The sequence below is a fragment of the Actinacidiphila sp. bgisy160 genome (assembly GCF_057707815.1).
Genome location: NZ_JBYIQW010000009.1, coordinates 163,003 through 186,664, shown reverse-complemented (window position 1 = coordinate 186,664; position 23,662 = coordinate 163,003). Strand labels below are relative to the sequence as shown.

Here is a 23,662-nt window from a genome sequence, read left to right as displayed (position 1 = left end):
TGTCTGCTCGTCTGTTCTCCCTCCCCCCCCCCCCCCCCCACCCCGCACCCCGGACCGGGTCAGGACTCCGCGATGACCACCGCGGACGCGACCCCCGCGTCGTGGCTGAGCGAGATGTGAAACGCCCGCACCCCCAACTGCTCGGCCCGCGCCGCCACCGTCCCCCGGACGATGAGCCGCGGCTGCCCCGAATCCTCCGTGACGACCTCCGCGTCCGACCAGTGCAGCCCTCCGGGCGCCCCCAGCGCCTTCGCGACCGCCTCCTTCGCGGCGAACCGCGCCGCGAGGGAGGCGCTGCCCCGGCGGGCCCCACTGGGGAGGTGGAGCTCGCCGGGCAGGAAGAGCCGCTCGGCCAGGCCGGGGGTGCGCTCCAGAGACTGCTCGAAGCGGTCGATCTCGGCGACGTCGATACCCACCCCGATGATCACGGCGTGATCACTCGACCGTGACGGACTTCGCGAGGTTCCGCGGCTGGTCGACCTCGTTGCCGCGGGCCGTGGCCAGTTCGCACGCGAAGACCTGCAGCGGCACGGTCGCGACCAGCGGCTGCAGCAGCGTCGGGGTCTGCGGCACCCGCACCAGGTGGTCGGCGTAGGGGACGACGGACTCGTCGCCCTCCTCCGCGATGACGATGGTGCGCGCGCCGCGGGCCCGGATCTCCTGGATGTTGGAGACGATCTTGTCGTGCAGCACCGAGCGCCCGCGCGGCGACGGCACGACCACGACGACCGGGAGGTCCTCCTCGATCAGCGCGATGGGGCCGTGCTTGAGTTCGCCGGCGGCGAAGCCCTCGGCATGCATGTAGGCGAGCTCCTTGAGCTTGAGCGCGCCCTCCAGGGCCACGGGGTAGCCCACGTGGCGGCCGAGGAAGAGGACGGTGTTCTTGTCCTTGAGGGAGCGGGCCAGCTCGCGCACCGGCTCCATGGTCTTCAGGACCTGCTCGACCTGACGGGAGATCTGGGAGAGCTCGCGGATGACGGCGAGGATCTCGTCGCCCCACTTCGTGCCGCGCACCTGGCCCAGGTAGAGGGCGACGAGGTAGCAGGCGACGACCTGGGTGAGGAACGCCTTCGTGGAGGCGACGGCGACCTCGGGGCCGGCGTGCGTGTAGAGCACCGCGTCGGACTCTCGGGGGATGGTGGAGCCGTTGGTGTTGCAGATGGCCAGCACCTTGGACCCCTGTTCGCGGGCGTGCCGCAGGGCCATGAGGGTGTCCATGGTCTCGCCGGACTGGCTGATGGCGACCACCAGGGTGCGCGGGGCCAGGATCGGGTCGCGGTAGCGGAACTCGCTGGCGAGCTCGACCTCGCAGGGGATGCGGGTCCAGTGCTCGATCGCGTACTTGGCGATCATGCCCGCGTGGAAGGCGGTGCCGCAGGCGACGATGACGATCTTGTCGACCTCGCGCAGCACGGAGGCGGGGATGCGCACCTCGTCAAGGGTCAGCAGGCCGCTCGCGTCGATCCGGCCCAGCAGCGTGTCGGCGACGGCCTTGGGCTGCTCGGCGATCTCCTTGAGCATGAAGTAGTCGTAGCCGCCCTTCTCGGCGGCGGAGGCGTCCCAGTCGATGTGGTACGGCCGGACGTCGGCGGGCTTGCCCTCGAAGTCCGTCACGGTGACGCCCTCGCGGCGCAGTTCGACGACCTGGTCCTGGCCGAGCTCGATGGCCTCGCGGGTGTGCGCGATGAACGCCGAGACGTCGGAGGCGAGGAAGTTCTCGCCGTCGCCGACGCCCACGACGAGCGGGGAGTTGCGGCGGGCGCCGACCACGACGTCCGGCTCGTCGGCGTGGACGGCCACCAGGGTGAAGGCGCCCTCCAGGCGGCTGCAGACCTGGCGCATGGCCTCGGCGAGGTCCCCGGTGGAGGAGTACGCCTCGGCCAGGAGGTGGGAGACGACCTCGGTGTCGGTCTCGGAGAGCAGGTCGTGGCCGCGCTCGGCCAGTTCGGTGCGCAGGGCGGCGAAGTTCTCGATGATGCCGTTGTGGACGACGGCGACCCGGCCCGCGTTGTCCAGGTGCGGATGCGCGTTGGCGTCCGTGGGGGCGCCGTGGGTGGCCCAGCGGGTGTGCCCGAGGCCGGCGGGACCGGCCGGCAGCGGCCGTTCGTCCAGCAGCTTCTCCAGGTTGACGAGCTTCCCGGCCTTCTTGGCCGCGGCCAGGCCGCCGTCGGCGAGGACGGCGACGCCCGCCGAGTCGTACCCCCGGTACTCCAGACGCTTCAGACCCGCGATGACGACGTCGAGGGCGGACTGACCGCCCACGTATCCAACGATTCCGCACATGTGCCGTAGCCTACGGTCCGACCGGCGCCCGGACCTGACGGATCCTGCCCGACATCGGAATTTCCCACGGACACCAGCCCCTGGCGAGCCGTAGCCCAGAGCAGGAGTCGAGGGCCGGCGGCCGCCGGCCGCGACTGGGGCCGCGGCGTGACGCACCCCACTCCACCGTCCCGTTCGGACTCCGTTAACAATGGACTGTGATCTCACCGGTCTCCTCGATGCCCCAAAGCGCCCACAGACCCAGGTCGGAGGCGACTCCCTACGTCGACCTGACCCGGGCGGAGTGGAGCGCGCTGCGCGACCGTACGCCGCTGCCGCTGACCGCGGAGGAGGTCGAGCGGCTGCGCGGTCTGGGCGACGTCATCGACCTGGACGAGGTGATCGACGTCTACCTGCCGCTGTCGCGGCTGCTCAACCTCTACGTCGGCGCCACCCACGGCCTGCGCGGCGCGGTCAACACCTTCCTCGACGACACCGGGGAGGGCCACGGCTCGCAGGCCGGCACGCCCTTCGTCATCGGGGTCGCCGGCAGCGTCGCGGTCGGCAAGTCGACCACCGCGCGCATCCTGAAGGCGCTGCTCGCCCGCTGGCCCGAGCACCCGCGGGTGGAACTGGTCACCACCGACGGCTTCCTGTTGCCCAAGGCCGAACTCCAGCGCCGCGGGCTGATGTCCCGCAAGGGCTTCCCCGAGTCGTACGACCGGCGCGCCCTGACCCGCTTCGTGGCCGACGTGAAGGCCGGCAAGGACGAGGTGCGCGCGCCCGTCTACTCGCACCTGATCTACGACATCGTGCCGGACGAGGAACTGGTCGTCCGGCGGCCGGACATCCTCATCGTCGAGGGCCTGAACGTCCTGCAGCCCGCCCTGCCGGGCCAGGACGGCCGCACCCGGGTCGCGCTCGCCGACTACTTCGACTTCAGCGTGTACGTGGACGCGCGCACCGAGGACATCGAGCAGTGGTACCTGGCGCGCTTCCGCAAGTTGCGCGAGACCGCCTTCCAGAACCCGCTGTCGTACTTCCACCGCTACACCGAGGTCTCCGAGGAGGAGGCCATGGAGTACGGCCGGCACACCTGGCGCGCCATCAACCAGCCCAATCTGCTGGAGAACGTGCTGCCGACCCGCGGCCGGGCCACCCTGGTCCTGCGCAAGGGCCCCGACCACAAGGTGCGGAGGCTCTCGCTGCGCAAGCTGTAGTCCGCGGACCCCCGGGGTAGCCTGCCCCGCATGCTGCATCTTCGGATGATCGTCCCGCAGGGGAGCACCGACGAGGTCGTGTCCCTCGTCGAGGGGACCGTCGGCGCCACCCACGTCGCCGTGCTGCCAGGAGCGGCCCGCAAGCCGCGTGGGGACATCGTCATGTGCGACGTGGCGCGCGAGGCGGGTGACGAACTGCTGCGGGCGCTGCGGCACATGGGCGTCGCCGACACGGGCTCGATCGCGGTGGAGCACATCGACCTGTCGCTGTCGGCTCGCGCCGCCAAGGCCGAGGAGGAAGCGCCCGGGGAGGGCGCGGACGCCGTGCTGTGGGAGTCGCTGACCGACGCGACCCACGAGGAGTCCACCCTCACCGTCACCTACCTGGCGTTCCTGGCCCTGGCGACGATGCTGGCGGCCTGCGGCGTGATGCTGGACAGCGCGATCCTGATCGTCGGCGCGATGGTCGTCGGCCCCGAGTTCGGCCCGCTGGCGGGTGTGTGCACCGGTCTGGTCCAGCGCCACGGGCGGCTGGCCCGGCGCTCCCTGACGGCGCTGCTGGTGGGCTTCCCAGTGGCGATGGTGCTCACCGGCGGCTTCAACTACCTGATGGACGCCCTCGGCGTCTTCAGCGTGACCGACTTCACGGCCCCGCATCCGTCGACCGCGTTCATCTGGCAGCCGGACGCCAGTTCCTTCGTGGTGGCGTTCCTCGCCGGGATCGCCGGGATCCTCTCGCTGACCTCCGCCAAGTCCGGCGCCCTTGTCGGCGTGGCCATCTCGGTGACCACCGTCCCGGCGGCCGCCAACGCCGCCCTCGCGCTGTCCTACGGCGACTACCGCGAGCTGTGGGGCTCCTCGGCGCAGCTGGGCGTCAACCTGGCCGGCATCGTCGTCGCGGGCGTCCTGACGCTGCTCGCCCAGAAGGGCTTCTGGGCGATGCAGCGCAGGCGGCGTTCGGTGTCGCGCCCGGTCTAGCCGGGTCTAGTCCATGATGCCGACCGAGAATGCCCGGCTCGGCCTTGCACTCGGAGTTGCCGAGACTGACAACAAGCTGGCCCGCGCCTACCGTCAGGTCAACACCACCTCAGCCAGATCGGCCAGGGAATCCAGCATTTGCCGGCAGCATACCGACGGACCGGCCACGTCAAGCATTGATCGTCACGCTTGAGCCGTTCCCCGTCGCCAATGCCAACCTGCCTCACCTGAGCCTGCCCGCCGCCGACATTCCGATCGCCGTCGTCGGAGCCCAGGAAATCGAACGCCTGGTGACGTTGGCCGACACCACCCCCAGCTCTCTCCTCCTGGAGCGAGGGGCCGATCCCCAATGCTCCACGCGGGCGCTCGACGAATGCCTCAATGGGCATGAAAGGGACCGCAACCCGATCCTCGATCAGCGATGGGCGTCCTACCCCTGGGCGACAGCCCGGCTGCCTCCCGTCTCGGATGCGGCGTAGCCGTGCGGCGCTCCTTCACCCAGGCAGCTCTCACTCGGCCCGGATTTCAGCGAGACACCCATCGGGAGGCTTGGCGGTAGGATACGTAGCATGAGTGAGCCCACCGGCAAGTACTCGATCACCATGCCACGCGACATCGCCGAGGCCGCCAAGGCCCGCAGCGGTCCCTCCGGCCTGTCCGCCTACGTCGCCGCTGCCGTAGCCCGGCAGATCGAACGCGACAACCTCAACGAGCTCATCCAGGTCTCCGAGGCTGAGCACGGGCCCGTCACAGACGAGGAGATCCAGGCGTTGCGCGACCAGCTTCACCAGGCCCGGCAGCATCAGACACAGGGCGGGGCGAACGCCGCGTGACCCGCTCTCCCGCCCTTCCCGGCGGCACGTTGGTCCTGGACAGTGAGGGTCTTGCCAAGGCTGTGCAGCGTGACCGGTCCGTCACGGGATGGCTCGCGCTGGCCCGAGCCGACGACCTGCGCGTGATCACGTCCGCGGCAACCCTGGTAGAGGTGGCCCACCCCCGGATCAACCGCCCAGCGCTGGAGTGGACGCTGTCTCGCCTGGTCGTCGAGCCAGTCAGCGAACCGATCGCCCGCCACGCCGCCGCTCTCCTCGCCGACGCGGGGTTGCATGGCCACAAGTACGCCATCGACGCCATGCTCAGCGCCACCGCCCTCGCGGCCCCCGGCCCCGTCACGATCCTCACCTCGGACCCCGAAGACCTGACCGCGCTGTGCGGCGGACAGGCCACCGTGATCAAGATCTGACGCGGCCCCTCACCGATGAGGCAGTTCCTCTCGGCCGACCGCTACTGAGCTGCAGGAGGCGGGCAAGCCCGCCGACCCGTCCGGCTACCGGTGACGGGCACCCTTCCGGGGCCGGCACTGACGGCGGTCAGTGCCAGCCCGTTCGGACCAATGGGCCACCGCGCCGCGGAGCGGACGCACCGGCCCGGGAGCGGGCTTCCGGGCCCCTGGACACACCGAGTGGCTGCCGCCCAGGGGCCCGGGGCCGCGAGGCCGGCAGCCCGACTGCCCGGTCCCCCTTATGACGGAGGGGTGCCGGGCAGCGGGCGCGCGCCGGACGGGATCAGGAGCCGGACGCCGGGTCTAGCGTTGGTCTAGCCGAGCGCGGACTTCACGGCGTCGGCGAGCCGGCCGGCCACGGAGCGGGCGTGGTCGATGTCGGCGGCCTCGACCATGACGCGGACCACCGGCTCGGTGCCGGAGGGGCGCAGCAGCACCCGGCCGGTGGTGCCGAGCTCGGCCTCCGCCTCGGCGACGGCGGCGGACAGCTCGGTGGAGGACCCGACGCGGCTCCTGTCGACGTCCCGGACGTTGATCAGGACCTGCGGCAGCCGCTCCATGACGGCGGCCAGCTCGGCCAGCGAACGGCCGGTGGAGGCGACCCGGGCGGCCAGCATGAGGCCGGTGAGGGTGCCGTCGCCGGTGGTGGCGTGGTCGAGGATGATCACGTGGCCGGACTGCTCGCCGCCGAGCGCGTAACCGTGCTCCTTCATCGACTCCAGCACGTAGCGGTCGCCGACGGCGGTCTGGATCAGGTCGATGCCCTCGCGCTCCATGGCGAGCTTGAAGCCCAGGTTGGACATGACGGTGCCGACGACGGTGTTCTTCCGCAGCCGGTCCGCCTCGCGCATGGCGAGGGCCAGCACGGCCAGGATCTGGTCGCCGTCGACCTCGTTGCCCCGGTGGTCCACGGCCAGGCAGCGGTCGGCGTCGCCGTCGTGGGCGATGCCGAGGTCCGCGCCGTGGTCGATGACGGCGGCCTTGATCAGGTCCAGGTGCGTCGAGCCGCAGCCGTCGTTGATGTTGAGGCCGTCCGGCTGGGCGCCGATGGTGACCACCTCGGCGCCGGCCCGGGCGAAGGCCTCGGGCGAGACGCGGGCGGCGGCGCCATGGGCCTCGTCCAGGACGATCTTCAGGCCGTCCAGGCGGTTCGGCAGGACGCCGATCAGGTGGGCGACGTACTGGTCGAAGCCCTCGTCGTACTCGCGCACACGGCCCACGCCGGCGCCGGTGGGGCGGTCCCAAGGGGCGCCGGTGCGGTGCTCGTCGTAGACGGACTCGATGCGGTCCTCGAGCTCGTCCGCGAGCTTGTGGCCGCCGCGGGCGAAGAACTTGATGCCGTTGTCGGGCATCGGGTTGTGGCTCGCGGAGAGCATCACGCCCAGGTCCGCGCCGAGCGCACCGGTGAGGTAGGCCACGGCCGGGGTCGGCAGCACGCCCACCCGCAGCACGTCGACGCCGGCGCTGGCGAGCCCGGCCACCACCGCGGCCTCCAGGAACTCTCCGGACGCGCGCGGATCCCGTCCCACCACGGCCACCGGCTTGTGGCCCGCGAACGTGCCCGCCTCGGCGAGCACATGCGCCGCAGCGACCGACAGTCCGAGCGCGAGCTCGGCCGTCAGATCCGCGTTCGCGACACCGCGCACACCGTCCGTACCGAAGAGTCGTCCCACGTCTTTCCTCCGAGATGTTGCCGTGCTCCGCCCCGTACCCGTCGGGCGTTCATCCGGTTATACGCCCATACCCCCCGGAATGCGTACGCCCCGGAGACGCACAGAGTGCCTCCGGGGCGTACGTGCAGTGCAGCACGCGCGATGATCAGCGCTTGCTGTACTGCGGCGCCTTGCGGGCCTTCTTCAGACCGGCCTTCTTGCGCTCGATCTCGCGGGCGTCGCGGGTCAGGAAGCCGGCCTTCTTGAGCGGGCCGCGGTTGTTGTCCACGTCCGCCTCATTCAGCGCACGGGCGACGCCCAGGCGCAGCGCACCGGCCTGGCCGGAGATGCCGCCGCCGTTGATGCGGGCGATGACGTCGTAACGGCCGTCGAGCTCGAGGATCTTGAACGGCTCGTTGACTTCCTGCTGGTGCACCTTGTTGGGGAAGTACTCCTCAAGGGTGCGACCGTTGATCGTCCACTTGCCGGAGCCCGGGACGATCCGGACGCGGGCGACGGACTCCTTGCGGCGGCCCGTACCGGCGGCCGGCTGGGGCTCGCCGAAGCGGGAGGCGAGGGACTCGGAGGTGTACTCCTCCGGGATCTCGATGGTCTCCACGATCTCGCCGTCCTCGACGAGAGGGGTCTCAGGGGTGGTCTCGGCCACGATGCTCCTCAGATGCTTTCTGTGTCGGTGGTGGCCGGGACTAGCCCTGCGCGACCTGGCTGATCTCGAACGGAACCGGCTGCTGGGCGCCGTGCGGGTGCTCGGCACCCGCGTACACCTTCAGCTTGGAGAGCATCTGGCGGCCCAGGCTGTTCTTGGGCAGCATGCCCTTGACGGCCTTCTCGATGGCCTTCTCGGGGTTCTTGTCGAGCAGCTCGTCGTAGCGGACGGAACGCAGACCGCCCGGGAAGCCCGAGTGGCGGTAGGCGAGCTTCTGCTGCTTCTTGTTGCCGGAGAGGTGCACCTTGTCGGCGTTGATGATGATGACGAAGTCACCGGTGTCGACGTGAGGCGCATAAATCGGCTTGTGCTTGCCCCTCAGGAGGGACGCTGCCTGGGACGCCAGACGGCCCAGGACGACGTCCTGCGCGTCAATGACGTGCCACTGGCGCTGGACATCGCCGGGCTTGGGGCTGAACGTACGCACGGTCGTAGCCTTCGCTTCTTCAGTGAGTGGGTACTGACAAGGCCACCCGGACGATCACGACAGCCCAATCGCCTGCGGCGACGCATACCGCAGGGCGAACGCTGGTCATCGGCCCGGTGGACCGGCGTAGCGGCCTCTCACGTGAGAACGAGCAAGCCAATACGCATAACGAACCTGCAGAATACCCGCGGCTGCCCGTTCGGGTCAAAACAGCCCGTGCGAGGGCGCGCCCGGACCCCGGTCACCCCCGCTCCCGCACCACCCGTGTCTCGTCCCACACCGGCTCCGGCACCTCCCGGACGACCCCGTCCGCACCGAAGACCAGGTACCGGTCGAAGCTGCGGGCGAACCAGCGGTCGTGCGTGACCGCGAGCACGGTCCCGTCGAACGCCTCCAGCCCCTCCTGCAGCGCCTCCGCCGACTCCAGGTCCAGGTTGTCGGTCGGCTCGTCCAGCAGCAGCGCCGTCGACCCGGCCAGCTCCAGCAGCAGGATCTGGAAGCGCGCCTGCTGCCCGCCCGACAGCTGGTCGAAGCGCTGGTCGCCCTGGCGGTCGAGCTCGTAGCGCCGCAGGGCGGACATCGCCTTGCCGCGGTCGCGCGCGTGCTCGGTCCACAGGATGTCGACCAGGGTGCGCCCCATCAGCTCCGGGTGCGCGTGTGTCTGCGCGAAGTGCCCCGGCACGACCCGCGCGCCCAGCTTCCACTCCCCCGTGTGCCGCACCCCGGGATCACCGGCCAGCAGCCGCAGGAAGTGCGACTTGCCCGAGCCGTTCGAACCGAGGACGGCCACCCGCTCCCCGTAGAAGACCTCCAGGTCGAACGGCTTCATCAGCCCGGTCAGCTCCAGCCGCCCGCAGGTGACGGCGCGCAGCCCGGTGCGCCCGCCGGACAGCCGCATGCGGATGTCCTGCTCGCGCGGCGGCTCCTGCGGCGGCCCCGCCTCCTCGAACTTCCGCAGCCGGGTCTGCGCGGCCCGGTAGCGGGAGGCCATGTCGGGGCTGATGGCCGCCTGCTGACGGAGGGTCAGTACGAGTTTCCTCAGCCGGGCGTGCTCCTCCTCCCAGCGCCGCCGCAGTTCCTCGAAGCGGGCGAAGCGTTCACGGCGCGCCTCGTGGTACGTGGCGAAGCCGCCGCCGTGCACCCACACGTCCGAGCCGGCCGGTCCCGGCTCCACGCTGACGATCTTCTCGGCGGAACGGGCCAGCAGCTCACGGTCGTGGGAGACGAACAGCACCGTCTTCCTGGTCTGCCGCAGCTGCTCCTCCAGCCAGCGCTTGCCGGGGACGTCGAGGTAGTTGTCCGGCTCGTCCAGCAGCAGCACCTGGTCGGTGCCGCGCAGCAGCGCCTCCAGCACCAGCCGCTTCTGCTCGCCGCCTGACAGCGTCCGCACCTCGCGCCACTGGGCCCGCTCGTACGGGACGCCCAGCGCGGCCGTGGTGCACATGTCCCAGACCGTCTCGGCCTCGTAGCCTCGGGCCTCGGCCCAGTCGCTGAGCGCCTGCGCGTAGGCGAGCTGGGCGGCCTCGTCGTCCTGCGCCATGATCTCCAGCTCGGCGGCGTCGACGGCCGCCGCCGCCTCGCGGATGCGCGGCGGCGCGACGGACACCAGCAGGTCCCGCACGGTCCGGTCGTCCCGCACCGAGCCGACGAACTGCGGCATGACACCCAGTCCGCCGCTCACCGCGACCGTGCCGCCGTGCGGCTTCAACTCACCGGAGATCAGCCGCAGGAGGGTCGTCTTGCCGGCGCCGTTCGCCCCGACGAGGGCCACCGCGGCGCCCTCGCCCACCCGGAACGAGACGTCGCCCAGCAACACCCGGCCGTCCGGCAGGTAGTACTCCAGATGCGCAACGTCCACATGTCCCATGCCGTGGATTCTCGTAGCCCGGCCGCCCGCCGCCAAACGGGTTTTCTCCTCTATAGAATCCGCGCCATGACTGACGGGCCGCAGCAGCCGTACAACCCGAACGAAGGATGGACCGCACCGCCGGGACAGCGAGGCGTCCCGGGTGACCCCGGGGAGGAGCGCCAGGTGCTCCGCGGCCAGGTTGTCGGCGGCCCCGACCACCACCCCCAGCAGCCCGCCTGGACCCCGCCCGCCGACTGGGCGCCGCCGGTACCCGGTCAGGGCACCCGGGGCCCCTCGCAGCCGCAGGTCCCGCCGCGCGCGGCGCACGAGCCCGACTGGTCGGCGCTCGCCGAGGAGGCGGCAGCCGGCGCCAGGCGCCGCCGGCTGTTCCTCATAGGCGGCGGCGTCCTCGCCGCCGCGGCCGTCGCCGGGATCGTCACGGTGGCCGTGGTCAGCTCCGGGAGCCCGGGGCCCTCCCCCACCGAGACCGCCTCGGCCCCCGCCTCCGAGGTCCCCCTGCCGCCCGAGCCCTCCTTCTCCGAGGTCTCCCCCGGCCCGACCTACGGTCCGCTGGACTTCCTCTCCACCGCTGCCAAGGACACCGCCCCGCTCAACGTGGGCACCCTCTTCCCCGGCAGCAAGCTGGACTTCTCCGGCGGCCGCTCGTACGTGAAGACCTCCGCCAAGGAGAACGGCGACTGCGCCGGCGCCGCGACCGGCTCGCTGGCCGCGGCCCTCACCCGCAACGGCTGCACCCGCATGATGCGGGTGACGTACACGCGCGGCCGATCCGCGGTCACCATCGGCGTGGCCGTGTTCAAGGACACGGCCTCCGCCAAGAAGCTGGCCAGGACCAACAAGTTCGTGCGCCCGCTGAACGGCGGCGGCGTGACCGACTTCTGCCACGACGTGGCGTGCTGGTCCAAGTCCGGCGCCGTGGGCCGCTACGCGTACTTCACCATCTCCGGTCCCAGGAACGGCGCCGCGGCCACCAGCTCCGACACCGCCTCCCGGCAGGCCGGCCAGGACGGCTTCGACTACGCCTTCAACCGCATCGTCCAGCGCGGCAGGGACCAGGCCGACGCCGCGATGGCCTCCGAGGCCGCCTCGCCGGCCGGCTGACCCCGCCCGACCCGGACCAGAACGGCATGCCCTCCCTGCGTACGCTGCTGACCCTGCCCCGCATGCTCCGCCACGGCGCCGCCGTCGGGGCCGGCCTGCCGCCGGACGAGGCCGTCGTCCTGGACGTCCCCGGCGTCCCGCTGCGCGGCGCGCTCGCCGCGGCGCGCAGCGGCGACCACGGGCCCGCCCGGGAGCTGCTGTCCGCGACCCGGCTGGGATGCCAGTGGGAACTGCGCGACACCTACGTCTCGGAGCTGGCACGGTTCGCCCTGCACAACCCCGGGTGGCTGGACGCCTGGCTGGACGCCGCGCCCGAGGACCCGGACGCGGCGCTGGTCAAGGCCGACCTGTGCGTCCACCAGGCCTGGGAGATACGCAGCGGCGCCCGCGCATCGGAGGTCCCGCCCGAGCAGTTCAAGGCGTTCTTCGCGCTGCTCAAGGACGCGGTGCCGGTGATCGGCGCCGCCGCCGAGCTCAACCCCGCCGACCCTGTGCCGTGGCGCGTCGCACTCACCCACGCGCGGGGCACGCAGTCCTCGCGGGAGATCTTCGACGCGTACTGGGCCGAGGCGGTCGAGCGCGCCCCGCACCACTACGGCTGTCACGCCTCCGCCCTGCAGTACCTGTGCGCCAAGTGGTACGGCACGCACCGCGAGATGTTCGACTTCGCCGAGCAGGCCGCCGAGGAGGCGCTGCCCGGCTCGAAGATCAACGCGTTGCCGCTGCTCGCCGCCGTCGAGTACGACCTCGTGGCGGGCGGGCCCGCCGCCGACGACGCGTCCGGCGCGGACGAGGTCGAGCCGGCCCGCATCGCCGCCGCCGTCGACCGCGCCCTGGAGCTGTCCCGCTGGTACGACCCCGGCGACCCGGAGGCGGCGGAGATCCGCAACCACCTGGCGCTGATGCTGATGCGCGCGAGCCGCTGGGAGGAGGCGCTGGGCGTCTTCCGCGACATCGGCGTGCACGCCACCAGCCTCCCCTGGGCCTACCTGGGCGCGGATCCCCGTCAGGAGTTCCTGGACTTCCGTACCGGGGTGCGCATGCGGGTCGCCACCCGCACCCCGTTCTTCGGCACCCCGCCCCAGGTCCCCGTCCCGGCAGTCGGGCACGAGTGGACGCCGCGCGCCCTGGCGGTGGCCTCCGCACCGCTCACCGCCGTCGCGCAGGCGGCACTGCTGTGCCGGACCGGGCTGCGGCTGGCCCCGGCGGGAGCGGGCTTCACCCATGTCGAGCTGACCGGGGAGGGCAGCCTGGCGGGGGCGGTCGACCTGTTCACGGCGGGCGAGAAGTGGCCCGCCGTCGTCCTGCAGCGCTCGGGCGACCGGTACGGGATCACGTTGTACGCCCGGGGCAGGAAGGTCGCCGCGCACGAATGGGCACCGGGGGCGCCCGTCCCGTCCCTGGAGACCGCCGGAGCCACGGCCGGCGCCCTCGCCGCGGCGTACGGCGTCCGCGACGCACGGCCCCTCACGGCGCTGCTGCGCGGCATGGACGCCCCCGGGCGGCGGCTCGCGGACACGGTGGCGGCACTGGGCCTGCCGGCGCTGCCCGAGGGCTTCGGGGAGCGTCCCACGACGCTCGACGGGGTGCCCGGTGCCCGGGTACTCGCCCCGCGCGGCTTCCTCTCCGGGGTCAGGGGCACCCTGACCACGGAAGACGGCGCGATGCCGCTGCCCCCGCGGGGCGCCGCGGTGCGCCTGCCCGCCCGCTGGTGGGCGACGCGCGCCCTGTACCTGCTGCTGCTCGTCCCGGCCGCCTGCTTCTCCTGGTGGGGTGCCTTCCACGACCGCCTGCGCCCGGTCCCGCTGGTGCTGACGTCCCTGGGCTCGGGCTACGTCCTCACCCAGGTGGTCACGGCACTGCGGCGCCGTGGATGAGCGCGCGGGCAGGCGGCGGACCGGCGCCCGCCGGCCGCGCCCCTCAGGCGCGAGGCAGCGGCAGGGTGCGCATGTTGCGGGCCTCGCGGTTGCGCGCGGCCAGCAGCTCGTCCGCCGGGTAGCCGACCTCCTCCAGGGTCAGCCCGTGCGGCCGCACCACGTTGACCGCCGAGTGCCGCACCCGTCCCGCCAGGACCTCGGCGGGGAAGCCGGCCGACCGGTGGCCGTCGCCGACCAGCAGCATCGACCCGACCAGGGCACGCACCATGTTGTGACAGAAGGCGTCCGCACGGACGGTCGCCACGGCCAGCCCGGAGGCGTCCCGCTCCCAGTGCAGCTCCAGGAGGGTGCGGATGGTCGTCGCGCCCTCCCGCTTCTTGCAGTAGGCCGCGAAGTCGTGCTCGCCGAGCAGCTTGCGCGCCGCTTCGTTCATCAGGTCCACGTCCACCGGCCGGTCGTGCCACAGCACGTGCCCCCGCAGCAGGGGATCGACCCCTCCCTGGTGGTCGCCGACCCGGTAGGCGTAGCGGCGCCAGATCGCGGAGAAGCGCGCGTTGAAGCCGGCCGGGGCCCGCGAGACCTTCCACACCCGTACGTCCCAGGGCAGCCGTCCCGCCAGCCGGCGCAGCAGCTTGCCGCCCTCCAGCGCCCACACGTCCTCCGGCAGGTCGACGTGCGCGACCTGCCCCCGGGCGTGCACACCGGCGTCCGTACGCCCGGCGACGGTCAGCTCGACCGGGTCCGGCAGCCGCAGCACCGTCTGGAGAGCCGACTCCAGCTCCCCCTGCACCGTCCTCCTGCTGCGCTGCTTCGCCCACCCGGAGAACTCGGTTCCGTCGTACGCCAGGTCCAGCCGCACCCGGACGTACCCGGGCTCCACCTCATCGCTTGCCACACTCACCCGCAGATCCTCTCAAACACACGGACGGGCCCGCCCCAGCGATCTGGGTGCGGGCCCGTCCGGTCGGGACGTCAGGCGTCCTTGGACTCCTCGGCCGGAGCCTCGGTGGCCTCGGCCTTGTCCTCGACCTCGGCCGGAGCCTCGGTCTTGGCCTCGGCCTCCTTGACCGCGCGCTTGGTCGCGGCCTCCGCCTCGCCCGTGGCCTGCTGGGCCACGGTCAGCGCCTCCACCAGCTCGATGACGGCCATCGGCGCGTTGTCGCCGCGACGGTTACCGATCTTGGTGATGCGGGTGTAACCACCCGGGCGGTTCTCGTACCGCGGGGCGATCTCGGTGAAGAGCGTGTGGACGACGCTCTTGTCCGTGATCGTCTGCAGCACCAGGCGACGGTTGTGGATGTCGCCCTTCTTCGCCTTGGTGATCAGGCGCTCCGCGACCGGACGCAGACGGCGCGCCTTGGCCTCGGTGGTGGTGATGCGGCCGTGCTCGAACAGCGACTTCGCGAGGTTCGCGAGAAGCAGACGCTCGTGCGCGGCGCTGCCGCCCAGACGGGCACCCTTGGCGGGCTTCGGCATGGTGTTTCTCCTCAATCTCTGCACCGGCCGTGTCAGGTACCGGTGTCAGGGCCCCCCGGGCGGATGCCCGGGGGCAGTCAGATCAGTACTGCTCGGTCTCGACGAAGCCGGCATCGACGTCGTCGTCCGCACCGAAGGTGTCGGCGGCGGAGGTCGGGTCGAATCCGGGCGGGCTGTCCTTGAGGGCCAGGCCCATGCCGGCCAGCTTCGCCTTGACCTCGTCGATCGACTTCGCACCGAAGTTGCGGATGTCGAGCAGGTCCGCCTCGGAGCGCGCCACGAGCTCACCCACCGAGTGGATGCCCTCACGCTTGAGGCAGTTGTAGGAACGGACGGTGAGCTCGAGCTCCTCGATCGGCAGCGCGAGGTCCGCCGCCAGGGCGGCGTCCGTCGGGGACGGGCCCATGTCGATGCCCTCGGCGTCGACGTTCAGCTCGCGGGCGAGACCGAACAGCTCGACGAGGGTCTTGCCGGCCGAGGCCACGGCGTCACGGGGACGCATCGCGGGCTTGGTCTCGACGTCGACGATCAGCTTGTCGAAGTCGGTGCGCTGCTCGACACGGGTCGCCTCGACCTTGTAGCTGACCTTGAGCACCGGGCTGTAGATGGAGTCGACCGGGATACGGCCGATCTCCTGGCCCTGCTGCTTGTTCTGGACGGCGGAGACGTAGCCGCGACCGCGCTCGACGGTCAGCTCCATCTCCAGCTTGCCCTTGCCGTTCAGCGTGGCCAGGACGAGGTCGGGGTTGTGCACCTCGACACCGGCCGGGGGCGCGATGTCGGCGGCGGTGACCACACCCGGGCCCTGCTTGCGCAGGTACATCACGACCGGCTCGTCGTGCTCCGAGGAGACGACCAGCGACTTGATGTTGAGGATGAGGTCGGTGACGTCCTCCTTGACACCCGGCACGGTGGTGAACTCGTGCAGGACGCCGTCGATCCGGATCGAGGTGACGGCGGCACCCGGGATCGAGGAGAGGAGCGTGCGGCGGAGCGAGTTGCCGAGGGTGTAGCCGAAGCCCGGCTCCAGCGGCTCGATCACGAACCGGGAGCGGAACTCGTCGACGACCTCTTCGGTCAACGAGGGGCGCTGAGCGATCAGCATGAGGTATTGCCTCCAGTCTTCGGCACCCACCATTTGATGCCGAGGCTTCAAGGGTACGGGCGGCGCGGCGCGAAAAGCGCCGCACCGCCCGGGACCGTGAGCCCTGCTACTTCGAGTAGAGCTCGACGATCAGCTGCTCCTGCACCTGGGTGTCGATCACCGGGCGCTCGGGCAGGTTGTGCACGAGGATCCGCAGACGCGAGGGGATCGCCTCCAGCCAGGCCGGGACGGTCCTCTCGCCCGCCTCCCCCTGAGCCACCTGGAAGGGGGTCAGGCTACGGGAGGACTGACGGACCTCGACGATGTCGTTCGCGACGACACGGGCCGACGGGATGTCGGTCTTGACGCCGTTCACGAGGAAGTGGCCGTGACGGACCAGCTGCCGCGCATGATCACGCGACTTGGCGAAGCCCGCCCGGTAGACCACGTTGTCCAGCCGGGACTCCAGGATGCGGAGCAGGTTCTCACCGGTCTTGCCGGACCTGCGGTTCGCCTCCTCGTAGTACCCGCGGAACTGCTTCTCAAGGACACCGTAGATACGCGCGCACTTCTGCTTCTCGCGCATCTGCAACAGGTACTCGCTGTCCTTGGTGCGCCCGCGTCCGTGCTCACCCGGGGGGTAAGGACGGATCTCGATCGGGCACTTCGCGCTCTCGCACTTGCTCCCCTTGAGGAAGAGCTTCTGCTTCTCCCGACGGCAACGCTTGCAGTCGGCCCCGGTGTAACGCGCCATTCCTGTTTTTCTCCTACCTGCTCAGCGGATTGCTGATCAGACGCGCCGGCGCTTCGGCGGGCGGCATCCGTTGTGCGGGGTCGGAGTGACGTCCTGGATCGAGCCGACCTCGAGGCCGGTGGCCTGGAGGGAGCGGATCGCGGTCTCACGGCCGGAGCCGGGGCCCTTGACGAACACATCGACCTTGCGCATGCCGTGCTCCTGCGCGCGGCGGGCGGCCGACTCGGCGGCCATCTGCGCGGCGAACGGGGTCGACTTGCGCGAGCCCTTGAAGCCGACGTGGCCGGCGGAGGCCCAGGAGATCACGTTGCCGGACGGGTCCGTGATCGAAACGATGGTGTTGTTGAACGTGCTCTTGATGTGGGCGTGCCCATGAGCGACGTTCTTCTTCTCCTTGCGGCGCACCTTCTTGGCGCCGGCCTGACGGCCCTTCGGAGGCATATGTGGTTACTCCCGGTGGAGGTGGTCGGTCCTACAGCGAAGACCGCTGACGAGCGTCCGCTGAGGACTACTTCTTGCCCGGCTTCTTCTTGCCGGCGATGGCGCGACGCGGGCCCTTGCGGGTGCGGGCGTTGGTGTGGGTCCGCTGACCGTGGACCGGCAGGCCGCGGCGGTGGCGCAGGCCCTGGTAGCAGCCGATCTCCACCTTGCGGCGGATGTCCGCCTGGATCTCGCGACGGAGGTCACCCTCGGTCTTGATGTTGGCGTCCACGTACTCGCGGATCTTGACGAGGTCCTCTTCGTCCAGGTCGCGAACGCGGGTGTTCGGGTTCACGCCGGTGGCGGCGAGGGTCTCCTTGGCCAGGGTGCGGCCAATGCCGAAGACGTAGGTGAGGGCGACTTCCACACGCTTTTCGCGCGGGATGTCAACACCTGAAACGCGTGCCATTCAATGGCTCCTGTTGGTGTTGGGGGTCTTCCGCAGCGCCGCTCCTGGCCGCCGTACGAGGTACGGACCAGGTCCCCGGCCCCCGCCGGAGGTGTCGTCAGCCGGACGGATCCGGCCCGACGGGCGCTGCGTATGTACATGTGTTGCTCGCGTCGCGGGAAGAACTGCGAGGTGCAGGTCGGCGTGCGTCAGCCCTGGCGCTGCTTGTGGCGCAGGTTGTCGCAGATGACCATGACCCGGCCGTGACGGCGGATCACCTTGCACTTGTCGCAGATCTTCTTGACGCTCGGCTTGACCTTCATGGAATTCAGGTTCTCCGGGTCGTGAGATCTACTTGTAGCGGTAGACGATCCGTCCGCGCGTGAGGTCGTAGGGGGACAACTCCACAACGACCCGGTCATCGGGAAGGATGCGGATGTAGTGCATGCGCATCTTGCCACTGATGTGCGCGAGGACCTTGTGACCGTTCTGCAGCTCCACCTTGAACATAGCGTTCGGCAGAGACTCGATCACGGTGCCCTCGATTTCGATGGCGCCTTGCTTCTTGGCCATGTCCTGCTTTCGGGATCGGCTACCTTGATCGGCTTTTGGCATGCCTGAAGGCATACGCGAGCCGACGTGACAGTCTACGTCAGCCGTTCCTGAAAGACGAATCCGGGGTGTATGCCCGCGAAAGATGATCGATAAGCGGGCCGGAGGGGGCGCTCAGGCGAGCGGGTCCGGCGCGGCCGTGATCCCGTACTCCGCCAGCTTGGCCTTGCCGCCGTCACGGGCGGTCAGGACCAGCGGGCCCTCCTCGGTGAGCGCGACGGAGTGCTCCCAGTGGGAGGACCAGGTGCCGTCGTCGGTCCTGACCGTCCACTCGTCCTCGAGAACGTGGGTGAGCGGGGTGCCGAGGCTGACCATCGGCTCGATGGCCAGGCACATGCCCGCCACCAGACGGGGGCCCTTGCCGCGCTTGCGCGAGACGTAGTTCAGCAGGTGGGGGTCCATGTGCATCTGCGAACCGATGCCGTGGCCGCCGTACTCCTCGATGATCCCGTACTTGCCGCCGCCGGGCTTGGGCTGCCGGCGGATGTACGTCTCGATGGCACGGGAGATGTCGACCAGCCGGTCGCCCTTGCGGAAGGCGGCGATGCCGGCCCACATGGACTCCTCGGTCACCCGGCTGAGCTCGATGAGCTCCGGAGCGTGACCGCCGCCCACGAAGGCGGTGTAGGCGGCGTCGCCGTGCCATCCGTCGACGATGGCACCGCAGTCGATCGAGATGATGTCGCCGTCCTTCAGGACGGTCGCGGTGTCCGGGATGCCGTGGACGACGACATCGTTCACGGAAGTGCAGATCGTGGCGGGGAAACCGCCGTAGCCGAGGAAGTTCGGCTTGGCGCCGTGGTCGGCGAGGACCTTGCGGGCCACGTCGTCCAGGTCCTTGGTGGTGGCCCCGGGGACGGCCGCCTCACGGGTGGCCTCGTGGATCGCGGCGACGACCAGGCCCGCCGCGCGCATCTTCGCGATCTGCTCGGGGGTCTTGATCTCCACCATCGGTCCTGGCCTTCCTTCGTCCCACGGGATACCTCAACGGTACGGCCGCGGGGTCCTGGGGGACACCGCGGCCGCAACGGTCACGCATGTGTTCAGGCGGCGCTGTCGCCCGTGTCCTTCTTGCCCTGCAGCGCGTCCATCGCCCGCTTGGTCACCTCGGCGACCTTGCCCAGGGCCGAGATCGTGCGCACCAGGCCCTGCTGCTTGTAGTAGTCGATGATCGGCTCGGTCTTGCTGTGGTACTCCTCCAGCCGGACCCGCACCTTCTCCTCGGTGTCGTCCGAACGCTGGTACAGCTCACCACCGCACTCGTCGCACACGCCCTCGACGGCCGGAGGCCGGTAGACCACATGGAAGACGTGGCCGCCGTCTTTGCGGCACAGTCGGCGGCCGGCGATCCGCTTGACGACCTCCTCCTCGGGGACCTCGAGGTCCAGGACGGCGTCCAGCGCTATCCCGGTCTCGGCGAGGATCTTGTCGAGCGCCTGGGCCTGGCCCACGTTCCGCGGGAAGCCGTCGAGCAGGAAGCCGCCCGCGGCGTCCGGCTGCAGCATGCGGTCCTTGGCCATGCCGATGGTGATCTCGTCGGGGACCAGCCGGCCGGCATCGGTGTACTCGCGGGCCCTGAGGCCCAGCTCCGTGCCCTGGCTGATGTTCGCCCGGAAGAGGTCGCCCGTGGAGATGTGCGGGATCGACAAGTTCCTGGCAAGGTACGCAGCCTGCGTACCCTTGCCGGCCCCGGGGGGCCCGACGAGGACGATGCGCATCAGCGGAGGAACCCTTCGTAGTTACGCTGCTGAAGCTGGCTCTCGATCTGCTTCACCGTCTCCAGGCCGACACCCACGATGATCAGGATGCTCGTCCCGCCGAACGGGAAGTTCTGGTTCGCGTTGAACAGCACCAGCGCCACAGTGGGCACCAAGGCGATCAGACCCAGGTACATAGCGCCCGGCCACGTGATGCGGTTGAGCACGTAGCTGAGGTACTCCGCGGTGGGACGACCAGCCCGGATGCCCGGGATGAACCCACCATACTTCTTCATGTTGTCCGCGACTTCTTCGGGGTTGAAGGAGATGGCCACGTAGAAGAAGGCAAAGAAGACAATCAGCAGGAAGTACGCGGTGATGTAGATCGGGTGATCGCCCTTGACCAGGTTGTCCCTGACCCAGTTTGCCCAGGTAGAGGTGGATCCACTGAACTGGACGACCAGTGACGGGATGTACAGGAGCGATGACGCGAAGATGACGGGAATCACACCCGCCTGGTTCACCTTCAGCGGGATGTAGGTGGAGGTTCCACCGTACGAACGACGCCCGATCATGCGCTTCGCGTACTGCACGGGGATGCGGCGCTGCGCCTGCTCGACGAAGACGACGAGGGCGACCATCGCCAGACCCACCAGGATGACGGCCCCGAACTCGACCCAGCCGTCCGCGATGTTCCCGGACTTCTTGATCGCCCAGAGGGCGCCGGGGAAGCCGGCCGCGATCGACAGGAACATCAGGATCGACATGCCGTTGCCGATGCCGCGGTCGGTGATGAGCTCACCCAGCCACATGATGAGGGCGGTGCCCGCGGTCATCGTGATGACCATCGTGATCGTGGTGAAGATCGACTGGTCCGGGACGATGTTGAAGCGGTCGGGACACTGCTGGAAGAGGCTGCCGGAGCGGGCGGTGGCCACCAGACCGGTGCCCTGCAGGATCGCGAGCGCCACGGTGAGGTAGCGCGTGTACTGCGTGATCTTCGTCTGGCCGGCCTGGCCCTCCTTCTTGAGGGCTTCCAGGCGCGGGATGACCACGGTGAGCAGCTGCAGGATGATGCTCGCGGTGATGTACGGCATGATGCCGAGCGCGAAGATCGTGAGCTGCAGAAGCGCGCCGCCGCTGAAGAGGTTCACCAGGCCGAAGAGGCCCTGATTCCCGCCGACCGCCTTGATGCAGGAGTTGACCACCTGGTAGTCGACCCCAGGGATCGGGATGTGCGCCCCCAGCCGGAACAGCACCATGATGCCCAGCGTGAACAGCAGCTTCTTGCGCAGGTCGGGCGTCCTGAACGCCCGGGCGAACGCGGTGAGCACGGTGCCTCCTGCGCCTCCCGCGTCTTCGGCGGGAGGTGACGGTGTTGAAAGCTACGAATGGTGGAACTGCAAAACGTTTGGGCTTGCCTGACCCGCTTCAGTGCACAGGCCCCGCAAGACTAGCCCGGCCCACCTTACCGGCGGGCATCCGTCCCCGGAATGACCAACCGGGGATGCCCCGCACGAAAGTGCGGAACATCCCCGGATGGATGTGGCATCACTCTCAGACGAGCTCGGTGACCGAGCCGCCCGCAGCGGTGATCTTCTCCTTGGCGGAGCCGGAGACCGCGTCGACGGTCACCTGCAGCGCCACGGAGACCTCGCCGGTGCCCAGCACCTTGACGAGCTGGTTCTTCCGCACGGCACCCTTGGCGACCAGGTCGGCCACCGTGACCTCGCCACCCTCGGGGTAGAGCGCGGCCAGCTTGTCCAGGTTCACGACCTGGAACTCGGTGCGGAACGGGTTCTTGAAGCCCTTCAGCTTCGGAAGACGCATGTGGAGGGGCATCTGCCCACCCTCGAAGCGCTCCGGAACCTGGTAGCGGGCCTTCGTGCCCTTGGTACCACGACCGGCCGTCTTGCCCTTGGAGGCCTCACCGCGACCGACACGGGTCTTGGCGGTCTTGGCGCCCGGGGCCGGACGGAGGTTGTGGACCTTCAGCGGAGACTGCTCTCCCATGTCAGTCGACCTCCTCGACCGTGACGAGGTGGCGGACGGTGTGGACCATGCCGCGGATCTCCGGGCGGTCCTCCTTGACCACGACGTCGTTCAGCCGCTTCAGGCCGAGCGAACGCAGGGTGTCACGGTGGTTCTGCTTGCTGCCGATGTAGGACTTGACCTGCGTGACCTTGAGGCGAGCCATTACGCACCCACCCCTGCACGCGCCCGGAGCAGAGCAGCCGGGGCCACGTCCTCGAGCGGCAGACCACGACGGGCGGCGATCTCCTCGGGGCGCTGCAGGCCCTTCAGCGCCTCCACCGTGGCGTGCACGATGTTGATCGCGTTGTCGGAGCCGAGCGACTTCGACAGCACGTCGTGAATGCCGGCGCACTCCAGGACGGCGCGCACCGGACCACCGGCGATCACACCCGTACCGGGGGAAGCAGGCTTGAGCAGGACGACGCCCGCGGCCTTCTCGCCCTGGATGGGGTGCGGGATGGTGCCCTGGATACGGGGGACCTTGAAGAAGTGCTTCTTGGCCTCCTCAACGCCCTTGGCGATGGCGGCCGGCACCTCCTTGGCCTTGCCGTAGCCGACACCCACGGTGCCGTCACCGTCGCCCACCACGACCAGCGCGGTGAAGCTGAAGCGACGACCACCCTTCACAACCTTGGCGACGCGGTTGATCGCGACAACGCGCTCAACGTACGCGGTCTTCTCGGCGGCAGCTGCGCCGCCGTCACGGCCCTTCCGGTCCCGCCGCTCGCCGCCACCGGCACCGCCACCGCGGCGCTGGGGTCCAGCCATTGGATTTACCTCTCTCTGTTTCCGCTAGCTACGGAACCGGCTCAGAAACCGAGCCCGGCTTCGCGGGCGGCGTCGGCCAGGGCAGCGATGCGACCGGCGTACCGGTTGCCACCGCGGTCGAACACAACGGTCCCGACACCGGCCGCCTTGGCCCGCTCGGCGACCAGCTGGCCGACCTTCTTCGCCTGCTCGGTCTTGTCGCCCTCGGCACCCCGGATCGAGGTGTCCAGGTGCGACGCCGAGGCCAGGGTGTGGCCCTTGAGGTCGTCGATGACCTGCGCCGTGATGCCCCGGTTGGAACGGGTCACGACCAGGCGCGGACGCTCCTCGGTGCCCGAGATCCGCTTGCGGACGCGGATGTGGCGACGCTTCTTGGCAGCGCCCTTGTAAGCGTCGCCCTTGGCGATCTTCACGCCGTATGCCATGGCTTACTTACCAGCCTTTCCGACCTTGCGGCGGATGACTTCGCCCTCGTACTTGACGCCCTTGGCCTTGTACGGGTCGGGCTTCCGCAGCTTGCGGATGTTCGCGGCGACCTCGCCGACCTTCTGCTTGTCGATGCCCTCGACCGAGAACTTGGTGGGGCTCTCGACCTTGAAGGAGATGCCCTCGGGGGCCTCGACGAGGATCGGGTGGCTGTAGCCCAGGGCGAACTCCAGGTTGGAGCCCTTCGCCTGGACGCGGTAGCCGACACCGCTGATCTCGAGCTTCTTCACGTAGCCCGCGGTCACGCCGGTGATCATGTTCGCCACCAGCGTGCGGGACAGGCCGTGCAGGGCCTTGTTCTGACGCTCGTCGTTCGGACGCGACACCTGCAAGGTGCCGTCCTCGCTCTTGACGATGTCGATCGGCGCGGCAACGGTGTGGGTCAGGGAACCCTTGGGGCCCTTCACCGAGACCGTCCGGCCATCGATGGTGACGTCCACGCCGGCGGGAACCGGGATGGGCAGCCGTCCAATACGCGACATGGCTA

The 23,662-nt window shown here is 70.1% G+C and carries 29 protein-coding genes; 7 read left to right on the top strand and 22 right to left on the bottom strand.

Annotated features, from left to right (window positions below):
- Window positions 1-59 precede the first annotated feature (59 nt).
- Window positions 60-428 carry a holo-ACP synthase gene (locus AC3EUJ_RS11485; RefSeq protein ID WP_431960968.1) on the bottom strand — a complete coding sequence of 123 codons (369 nt, stop codon included), beginning with the start codon at window positions 426-428 and terminating at the stop codon, window positions 60-62.
- A 7-nt stretch (window positions 429-435) separates the two neighbouring features.
- Window positions 436-2,283 carry a glutamine--fructose-6-phosphate transaminase (isomerizing) gene (gene glmS, locus AC3EUJ_RS11480; RefSeq protein ID WP_431960967.1) on the bottom strand — a complete coding sequence of 616 codons (1,848 nt, stop codon included), beginning with the start codon at window positions 2,281-2,283 and terminating at the stop codon, window positions 436-438.
- Between the two features lie 218 nt (window positions 2,284-2,501).
- Between glmS and coaA the strand changes: the two genes are divergently transcribed.
- The 5 genes from coaA (at window position 2,502) to AC3EUJ_RS11455 (ending at window position 5,703) form a co-directional block, all read left to right on the top strand.
- Complete coding sequence (gene coaA / locus AC3EUJ_RS11475; protein WP_431960978.1) at window positions 2,502-3,482, top strand: type I pantothenate kinase; 981 nt, start codon at window positions 2,502-2,504, stop codon at window positions 3,480-3,482.
- A 30-nt stretch (window positions 3,483-3,512) separates the two neighbouring features.
- Window positions 3,513-4,460: a DUF389 domain-containing protein gene (locus tag AC3EUJ_RS11470; protein WP_431960966.1), complete on the top strand. Its 948-nt coding sequence runs from the start codon at window positions 3,513-3,515 to the stop codon at window positions 4,458-4,460.
- Window positions 4,461-4,636: 176 nt separating this feature from the next.
- On the top strand, window positions 4,637-4,939 hold the full coding sequence (locus tag AC3EUJ_RS11465; protein ID WP_431960965.1) for a hypothetical protein: 303 nt from the start codon (window positions 4,637-4,639) through the stop codon (window positions 4,937-4,939).
- 90 nt (window positions 4,940-5,029) lie between these two features.
- Complete coding sequence (locus AC3EUJ_RS11460) at window positions 5,030-5,293, top strand: CopG family transcriptional regulator (RefSeq protein WP_431960964.1); 264 nt, start codon at window positions 5,030-5,032, stop codon at window positions 5,291-5,293.
- Entirely contained in the window at window positions 5,290-5,703 is a 414-nt protein-coding gene (locus AC3EUJ_RS11455) for a PIN domain-containing protein (protein WP_431960963.1), read from the top strand. The genes AC3EUJ_RS11460 and AC3EUJ_RS11455 overlap by 4 nt, the downstream gene beginning before the upstream one ends.
- Before the next feature lie 353 nt (window positions 5,704-6,056).
- Here AC3EUJ_RS11455 and glmM read toward each other — a convergent pair whose 3' ends face one another.
- The 4 genes from glmM to AC3EUJ_RS11435 form a co-directional block, all read right to left on the bottom strand.
- A complete protein-coding gene (gene glmM / locus AC3EUJ_RS11450; protein ID WP_431960962.1) occupies window positions 6,057-7,415 on the bottom strand; it encodes a phosphoglucosamine mutase in 1,359 nt (452 codons plus the stop codon).
- Window positions 7,416-7,560: 145 nt separating this feature from the next.
- The gene (gene rpsI, locus AC3EUJ_RS11445; RefSeq protein WP_431960961.1) at window positions 7,561-8,061 is read right to left on the bottom strand and encodes a 30S ribosomal protein S9; all 501 of its coding nucleotides are present in this window, start codon (window positions 8,059-8,061) and stop codon (window positions 7,561-7,563) included.
- Window positions 8,062-8,101: 40 nt separating this feature from the next.
- A complete protein-coding gene (gene rplM, locus AC3EUJ_RS11440; RefSeq protein WP_018562765.1) occupies window positions 8,102-8,548 on the bottom strand; it encodes a 50S ribosomal protein L13 in 447 nt (148 codons plus the stop codon).
- A gap of 241 nt (window positions 8,549-8,789) precedes the next feature.
- Window positions 8,790-10,415: an ATP-binding cassette domain-containing protein gene (locus AC3EUJ_RS11435; RefSeq protein ID WP_431960960.1), complete on the bottom strand. Its 1,626-nt coding sequence runs from the start codon at window positions 10,413-10,415 to the stop codon at window positions 8,790-8,792.
- Window positions 10,416-10,481: 66 nt separating this feature from the next.
- On the opposite strand from AC3EUJ_RS11435, the gene AC3EUJ_RS11430 reads away from it, so the two are divergent.
- On the top strand, window positions 10,482-11,519 hold the full coding sequence (locus AC3EUJ_RS11430; RefSeq protein ID WP_431960959.1) for a hypothetical protein: 1,038 nt from the start codon (window positions 10,482-10,484) through the stop codon (window positions 11,517-11,519).
- A 26-nt stretch (window positions 11,520-11,545) separates the two neighbouring features.
- Window positions 11,546-13,396: a hypothetical protein gene (locus AC3EUJ_RS11425; RefSeq protein ID WP_431960958.1), complete on the top strand. Its 1,851-nt coding sequence runs from the start codon at window positions 11,546-11,548 to the stop codon at window positions 13,394-13,396.
- 43 nt (window positions 13,397-13,439) lie between these two features.
- Here the strand turns inward: AC3EUJ_RS11425 and truA are convergent, their stop codons facing one another.
- The 16 genes from truA to rplF form a co-directional block, all read right to left on the bottom strand.
- On the bottom strand, window positions 13,440-14,297 hold the full coding sequence (gene truA, locus AC3EUJ_RS11420) for a tRNA pseudouridine(38-40) synthase TruA (protein ID WP_431960957.1): 858 nt from the start codon (window positions 14,295-14,297) through the stop codon (window positions 13,440-13,442).
- A gap of 71 nt (window positions 14,298-14,368) precedes the next feature.
- A complete protein-coding gene (gene rplQ / locus AC3EUJ_RS11415) occupies window positions 14,369-14,872 on the bottom strand; it encodes a 50S ribosomal protein L17 (RefSeq protein WP_431960956.1) in 504 nt (167 codons plus the stop codon).
- A gap of 82 nt (window positions 14,873-14,954) precedes the next feature.
- A complete protein-coding gene (locus tag AC3EUJ_RS11410) occupies window positions 14,955-15,977 on the bottom strand; it encodes a DNA-directed RNA polymerase subunit alpha (RefSeq protein ID WP_431960955.1) in 1,023 nt (340 codons plus the stop codon).
- A gap of 106 nt (window positions 15,978-16,083) precedes the next feature.
- Window positions 16,084-16,710, bottom strand: a complete 627-nt coding sequence (gene rpsD / locus AC3EUJ_RS11405; protein WP_431960954.1) for a 30S ribosomal protein S4 — start codon at window positions 16,708-16,710, stop codon at window positions 16,084-16,086.
- Between the two features lie 36 nt (window positions 16,711-16,746).
- Window positions 16,747-17,151: a 30S ribosomal protein S11 gene (gene rpsK / locus AC3EUJ_RS11400; protein ID WP_018558890.1), complete on the bottom strand. Its 405-nt coding sequence runs from the start codon at window positions 17,149-17,151 to the stop codon at window positions 16,747-16,749.
- Between the two features lie 67 nt (window positions 17,152-17,218).
- Window positions 17,219-17,599 (bottom strand): 30S ribosomal protein S13, encoded by a 381-nt coding sequence (gene rpsM / locus AC3EUJ_RS11395; RefSeq protein WP_361800616.1) that lies wholly within the window; start codon window positions 17,597-17,599, stop codon window positions 17,219-17,221.
- A 188-nt stretch (window positions 17,600-17,787) separates the two neighbouring features.
- Window positions 17,788-17,901 (bottom strand): 50S ribosomal protein L36, encoded by a 114-nt coding sequence (gene rpmJ, locus AC3EUJ_RS11390; protein ID WP_003956441.1) that lies wholly within the window; start codon window positions 17,899-17,901, stop codon window positions 17,788-17,790.
- A 28-nt stretch (window positions 17,902-17,929) separates the two neighbouring features.
- Entirely contained in the window at window positions 17,930-18,151 is a 222-nt protein-coding gene (gene infA / locus AC3EUJ_RS11385; protein ID WP_003956442.1) for a translation initiation factor IF-1, read from the bottom strand.
- A 153-nt stretch (window positions 18,152-18,304) separates the two neighbouring features.
- Window positions 18,305-19,141, bottom strand: a complete 837-nt coding sequence (gene map / locus AC3EUJ_RS11380) for a type I methionyl aminopeptidase (RefSeq protein WP_431960952.1) — start codon at window positions 19,139-19,141, stop codon at window positions 18,305-18,307.
- Window positions 19,142-19,233: 92 nt separating this feature from the next.
- Window positions 19,234-19,908, bottom strand: a complete 675-nt coding sequence (locus AC3EUJ_RS11375) for an adenylate kinase (RefSeq protein ID WP_431960951.1) — start codon at window positions 19,906-19,908, stop codon at window positions 19,234-19,236.
- Complete coding sequence (gene secY, locus AC3EUJ_RS11370; RefSeq protein WP_431960950.1) at window positions 19,908-21,221, bottom strand: preprotein translocase subunit SecY; 1,314 nt, start codon at window positions 21,219-21,221, stop codon at window positions 19,908-19,910. Before secY ends, AC3EUJ_RS11375 begins: the two co-directional genes overlap by 1 nt.
- Before the next feature lie 223 nt (window positions 21,222-21,444).
- Window positions 21,445-21,900 (bottom strand): 50S ribosomal protein L15, encoded by a 456-nt coding sequence (gene rplO / locus AC3EUJ_RS11365; RefSeq protein ID WP_431960949.1) that lies wholly within the window; start codon window positions 21,898-21,900, stop codon window positions 21,445-21,447.
- 1 nt (window position 21,901) lies between these two features.
- The gene (rpmD, locus tag AC3EUJ_RS11360; protein WP_018558884.1) at window positions 21,902-22,084 is read right to left on the bottom strand and encodes a 50S ribosomal protein L30; all 183 of its coding nucleotides are present in this window, start codon (window positions 22,082-22,084) and stop codon (window positions 21,902-21,904) included.
- On the bottom strand, window positions 22,084-22,689 hold the full coding sequence (rpsE, locus tag AC3EUJ_RS11355) for a 30S ribosomal protein S5 (protein ID WP_003998815.1): 606 nt from the start codon (window positions 22,687-22,689) through the stop codon (window positions 22,084-22,086). Before rpsE ends, rpmD begins: the two co-directional genes overlap by 1 nt.
- 41 nt (window positions 22,690-22,730) lie before the next feature.
- Complete coding sequence (rplR, locus tag AC3EUJ_RS11350) at window positions 22,731-23,114, bottom strand: 50S ribosomal protein L18 (protein WP_319158056.1); 384 nt, start codon at window positions 23,112-23,114, stop codon at window positions 22,731-22,733.
- A gap of 3 nt (window positions 23,115-23,117) precedes the next feature.
- Complete coding sequence (gene rplF / locus AC3EUJ_RS11345) at window positions 23,118-23,657, bottom strand: 50S ribosomal protein L6 (protein ID WP_319139016.1); 540 nt, start codon at window positions 23,655-23,657, stop codon at window positions 23,118-23,120.
- Between the last annotated feature and the right edge of the window lie 5 nt (window positions 23,658-23,662).